This window comes from Georgenia sp. (assembly GCF_054605595.1).
The window spans coordinates 1-5,198 of the sequence record NZ_JBTSDU010000053.1; the positions used below are offsets into that span (position 1 = coordinate 1).

The following is a 5,198-nucleotide window of genomic DNA, read 5'->3' on the forward strand; positions in this document are numbered from 1 at the left end:
TGGAAGTTCATGGCCGGGCTGGACAGGATGACGCCGGTCAGCCCACCGAACAGGAACGTCACCATGAAGCCCAGGCTGAAGAGCATGGGGGTCTCGAAGGTGATCTTCCCGCGCCACATCGTGCCGATCCAGTTGAAGAACTTCACGCCTGTGGGCACCGCGATCGTCATCGTCATCAGCGAGAAGAAGGCCAGCATCACCCCGCCGGTGGTGAACATGTGGTGCGCCCAGACCGTCGTCGACAGGGCGGCGATCGCGATCGTCGCGAAGACGAGGCCCTTGTAGCCGAAGATCGGCTTGCGGGAGAAAACCGGGATGACCTCGGTGACGATGCCGAAGAACGGTAGCGCGATGATGTAGACCTCGGGGTGGCCGAAGAACCAGAACAGGTGCTGCCACAGCAGCGCCCCGCCGGCGTCCGGGTTGTAGATCTGTCCCCCGAGGACCCGGTCGACCACCATCCCGAAGAGGGCGGCGGCCAGCACGGGGAAGCTCATCAGCACAAGGATCGACGTGACGAGCGTGTTCCAGGTGAAGATGGGCATCCGGAACATCGTCATGCCGGGTGCCCGCAGGGTGATGATCGTGGCGATGAAGTTGACGGCCCCGAAGATCGTGCCGAAACCGGTCATCGCCAGGCCCAGCACCCACAGGTCACCGCCGAGCCCCGGCGAGAACGTGGCGTCGGCGAGGGGCATGTAGGCGGTCCAGCCGAAGCTCGCGGCCCCCTTGGGGGTGACGAAGCCCGCCACGGCGATGATTCCGCCGAAGAGGTACAGCCAGTACGCGAACATGTTCAATCGCGGGAAAGCGACGTCCGGCGCCCCGATCTGGATCGGCATCATGACGTTCGCGAACCCGGTGAAGAGCGCGGTGGCGAACAGGAACATCATGATCGTGCCGTGCATCGTGAAGAGCTGGTTGTACTGCTCCGTGGACTGCACGATCTGGATCCCGGGCTCGAACAGCTCCGTCCGGATGAGCAGCGCGAGCACCCCACCGATCATGAAGAACACGAACGACGTCGTCAGGTACATGTACCCGATCACCTTGTGATCGGTCGACGTGACCCACGAGACGACCGTCTTGCCCAGGTGCTGCCGCTGCGGCCGCAGGCCCGGCACGACCTCCGGTCGAACCTCGTACGTGGCTACCATCTCTACCCCCGCACCGTGAGAACTGGCCCGCCCGGGCCCTGCCCTGCGCCACGCGCACGGGTCGCCCGCGGCCCGTGTTGCCGAGAGTAGCCCCGAGTGGCAACGGACGAAACGGTCAGCTAACCGAGCGGCTCAGCCGGCCGTACCGGCCCACGTCGCGGGGCCGGCCCACACACCGTGCGTGCCGGTCCGGCTCCCCACGCAGCCGGTGCCGGTCCGCCTCCGCGCGCAGTCGGTGCCGGCCCGGCTCCCCACGCAGTCGGTGCCGGCCCGCCTCCGCGCGCAGTCGGTGCCGGCCCGGCTCCGCGCGCAGTCGGTGCCGGTCCGGCTCCCCGCGCAGTCGGTGCCGGCCCACCTCCCCGCACAGTCGGTGCCGGCCCGCCTCCCCGCACAGTCAGTGCCGGTCCGGCTCCCCGCGCAAGAGGTCGGCCACCTCTTCCTCCGGCCGCGGCGGGACGGTCTCGTCCTCCTCGAGGAGGACCGGGGCGTCGTGGGGGTACTCGGCGGCCTCGGGCCCGGCGGGTCGGGCGTGCGGACCGGGGTCGGGTGCGGCGTCGGGCCGGGGCCCGGTGGGATCAGCAGACATGACGGCCTCCCTCTCGTGCCCACACGTTACGACGGCCGACGTGTCCCGGCGAGAGATCCGGGCGGCTAACATCGCCCCGTGCGCGCGACCCTGATCCACGGCCCCCACGACATCCGCCTCGAAGAGGTGCCCGACCCACACGTGATCGACCCGACCGACGCCGTCGTCAGCGTGGTCGCCGGCTGCGTCTGCGGCTCCGACCTGTGGCGCTACCGCGGCATCAACCCGGTGCCGGAACCCACCCGGATCGGTCACGAGTTCGTCGGCGTGGTCGAGGAGGTCGGCCCCGCGGTGCGCACCCTGACGCCCGGCGACTTCGTGATCGCCCCGTTCGCCTACGGCTGCGGCGCATGCGTGAACTGCCGCCACGGCCTCCCGACGTCCTGCGTCCGGGGCGGCAACTTCGCCGGCCACGACAAGGACGGCCACCTGGTCGACGGCGGCCAGGGCGAGTACGTACGTTCGCCGTTCGCCGACGCCACGCTGGTGAAGGTCCCCGAGGCGCCCGACGACGAACTCCTCCCCCACGTCCTCGCGCTCACCGACGTCATGGGCACCGGTCACCACGCGGCGCTGCGTGGCGGCGTCCGCCCGGGCGCCACCGTGGCCGTGGTGGGCGACGGCGCCGTCGGGCTCTGCGCCGTGCTCGCCGCCCGCCGCCTGGGCGCCGAGCGCGTGACGATCTTCTCCCGCTACCCGGCCCGGCAGGCGGTGGCACGCACCTTCGGGGCCGACGACGTGATCGAGTCCCGTGGGGCGGAGGGCGTGGCCGAGCTACGGGATCTGCTCGGCGCCCCCGGGGCCGACGTCGTCCTCGAGGCCGTCGGCAACCAGGACTCCATGGAGCAGGCCATCGCCGCCGCCCGGCCCGGCGGCAACGTGGGCTACGTGGGGGTGCCCGCCGGGGTCACGGGGCTGGCCGTCCGGCCGCTGTTCACCCGCAACGTCAACCTGCTCGGCGGCGTCGCGCCGGTGCGGGTGTACCTCGAGGAACTGCTGGCCGACGTGCTCGACGGACGGATCCGGCCCGGTGCCGTCTTCGACCGGACGTTCCCGCTCGACGACGTCGCCGCCGCCTACGCGGCCATGGACTCCCGCGAGGTCATCAAGTCCATGCTGCGCCCGTGAGGGTCGGAGCAACGTGAGGGGTTGCTCCGCGAACCTCGCGGCGGAGCCGGGGGTGAGCGACAGGAACGGCTCCGGCTCGACGAGCTCGAGCTCCATCGGCGCCGGGGTGCCGGCGACGTCGACGAGGTCCACCCGGGCGTAGGCCGGCGGGTCCGGGGTCACCGCGAGCGCCTCCAGGAGCAGGTGGGACCACCTGGCCCGGTGCCACATGTCGACGCCGATGCCAGACTTGGGTGCAAGATCCGGGCAGGTCCCGACACAAGGGAGGCGAGGGGTCCGGCACCCCATGGTCCGGCATTCCGTGGCACGCTGCCCGGGACGCGGAGCGAGGCCGAGCAGAGGAGCCGCCGTGGACGAGCACGACGACGCATGGTTCGACACGGTGTTCCGGGCGCACGCCACCGCCGTGTACCGCTACCTGTTGCGCCGGGCGCCCACCGACGCCGAGGACCTCGCCGCGGACGTCTGGGCCACGGCGTGGCGACGGCGCGCCGACGTACCCGAAGGCGCCGAGCTGCCCTGGCTGTACCGCACCGCCGCGTTCGTCCTCGCCAACCACCGCCGCAAGCACACCGCGCTGCCGATGGCGGCGGTTCCCACCGGGTCGGTCGGCGACGACCCCGCCGACGTCGTGGTGGCGGACGAGGAGATCCGTGCCGCGCTGGCCCGGCTCAGCGCCCGGGACCGCACCGTGCTCCTGCTGCACGCGTGGGAGGGTCTGAGTGGCGCCGAGCTCGCCGGCGTCCTGGGGATCAGCCGTGGTGGCGCCGACGCGGCGCTCTCCCGCGCCCGGTCGCGGCTGGTCGAGGCCTGGGACCAGCGACCGGAGCCCGCCGGCCTGAGCTGAACGCGCCGTCGTGCAAGGACCTCGACGTCGCCGACATATGAGGGGTAGCAGCACCACGCCGCCCCCCGGGGCGGCGTGCCGTCGATGGAGGTAGACCGATGAGCGACCATGAACACCCCGAGATCGGCGCGGCGGACGAGGGCGGCCGCGAGCGGGCTCCGCTGGACCGGCTCCGTGCGGCGGACCCCGCGGCGGACGCGGCGCCGGACATGACGCGGCTGCGCGCGGCCATCGACCTCCGCCGCCCGGCCGCGCCCGACTCGCTCGACGCGGTCCGTGCCGGTCGGCATTCCCGCCTGGGCCGCTCGCGCTGGCTGCAGGTCGCGGCCGTGGCGGCGGGCGCCGCGGTGGTGGCGGGCAGTTACGGCCTGGGGCGGGCCAACGCCCCGGCGCCGGTCACCGCTGCCCCCGCGATCGACCTCGCCGCTGGGGCGTCGGGTCAGGCAGAGTTCGGCGGTGCAGCGATGGACGCGGCCGTCGCGGGCGACCAACGCCTGTCGATCTGGCCAGGGTGGGGGGCCGCGGAGCGGACGGTCTTCCACGGTGAGGGGTTCTCCGACGCCGCGGGCACGGCGACCGCGTGGACGTACGACGCGGCGTCGTCGTTCACGGCGGACCGGGCCGCGGCGCTCGCGGCGACGCTGGGGCTCGACGGCGCGCCCGAACTCCGCGACGGGACGTGGCAGGTCGGCCCGCCTGATGGGACGGGACCGAGCCTGACGCTCTACCCCGACAGCCAGACCTCGTTCAGTTTCTACGACCCCGGCAACGACCCGTACCAGTGCGTGGCACCGGCGACGGGTGGAGACGCCGCCGCCCCCGACGCGTCCGGCGGGGCCGGCGAGCCGGCCGTCGACCAGCCCTGCGAGACGGTCGACCTCGGCCCGGCCCCCGGGCCGGACGCCATGGCGGCCCGGCTGCGTGAGGTCATCGGCGCGGCGGGCCTCGACCCGGATGCGTACGAGTACGTGGCCGACCCGGTGGACGGGACAGGTGACGCGGTCGGCGCGTCCCTGAGCGCGTTCGAGGTCAAGGAGGAGCGCCGCACGGGCAGCGCCTGGTACCTCTGGATGACCGGCGCCGGGGTGCAGTCGATCAGCGGAACCCTGGCTCCGCTCACCTCGCTCGGGGACTACCCCGTGATCAGCGCGGCCGCGGCCGTGGACCGCCTGACCGACCCCCGCTTCGGGACCATCGGATTCGCGTGGCCCGCCGCCGAGGGGGGGCCGGTGGACACCTTCGTCCCGGAGCCGACGCCGTCGGGTCCGCCAACGACCGCCGTGGCGGGCGGAGCGATCCCCTGGCCGGTCGCGGACATCACGCTGGTGAGCGCGACCCTGGGTCTGGCCCAGCACCACGATCTCGGTTCGCGCTCCGCGCTCCTCGTCCCCGCGTACGAGTTCGCCGACGCCGACGGCCGGCGGTGGTCGGTGATCGCGGTCGCCGAGGAGTCGCTCGACCTCACCTCCCGTTGATCGAG

General features: G+C 73.0%; 5 protein-coding genes. 3 read left to right on the plus strand and 2 right to left on the minus strand.

The genetic code is table 11. The features are described from left to right. Both ACYC1Z_RS07995 and ACYC1Z_RS08000 read right to left on the minus strand, forming a co-directional pair. A partial coding sequence (locus ACYC1Z_RS07995; RefSeq protein ID WP_461408999.1) for a cytochrome c oxidase subunit I occupies window positions 1-1,157 on the minus strand: 1,157 nt, incomplete at its 3' end. 394 nt (window positions 1,158-1,551) lie between these two features. Then, window positions 1,552-1,743: a hypothetical protein gene (locus tag ACYC1Z_RS08000; protein WP_461409000.1), complete on the minus strand. Its 192-nt coding sequence runs from the start codon at window positions 1,741-1,743 to the stop codon at window positions 1,552-1,554. Window positions 1,744-1,821: 78 nt separating this feature from the next. On the opposite strand from ACYC1Z_RS08000, the gene ACYC1Z_RS08005 reads away from it, so the two are divergent. The 3 genes from ACYC1Z_RS08005 (at window position 1,822) to ACYC1Z_RS08015 (ending at window position 5,193) form a co-directional block, all read left to right on the plus strand. Continuing rightward, entirely contained in the window at window positions 1,822-2,871 is a 1,050-nt protein-coding gene (locus tag ACYC1Z_RS08005; protein ID WP_461409001.1) for a zinc-dependent alcohol dehydrogenase family protein, read from the plus strand. A 349-nt stretch (window positions 2,872-3,220) separates the two neighbouring features. Next, window positions 3,221-3,718 (plus strand): RNA polymerase sigma factor, encoded by a 498-nt coding sequence (locus ACYC1Z_RS08010; RefSeq protein WP_461409002.1) that lies wholly within the window; start codon window positions 3,221-3,223, stop codon window positions 3,716-3,718. Between the two features lie 98 nt (window positions 3,719-3,816). Then, window positions 3,817-5,193, plus strand: a complete 1,377-nt coding sequence (locus ACYC1Z_RS08015) for a hypothetical protein (RefSeq protein ID WP_461409003.1) — start codon at window positions 3,817-3,819, stop codon at window positions 5,191-5,193. Window positions 5,194-5,198: the final 5 nt, after the last annotated feature.

What these genes read in the sequence shown, in the direction of transcription:
- ACYC1Z_RS08015 (WP_461409003.1), top strand. Translation starts at nt 3,817, where the DNA reads ATGAGCGACCATGAACACCCCGAGATCGGCGCGGCGGACGAGGGCGGC.
- ACYC1Z_RS08000 (WP_461409000.1), bottom strand. Translation starts at nt 1,743, where the DNA reads ATGTCTGCTGATCCCACCGGGCCCCGGCCCGACGCCGCACCCGACCCC.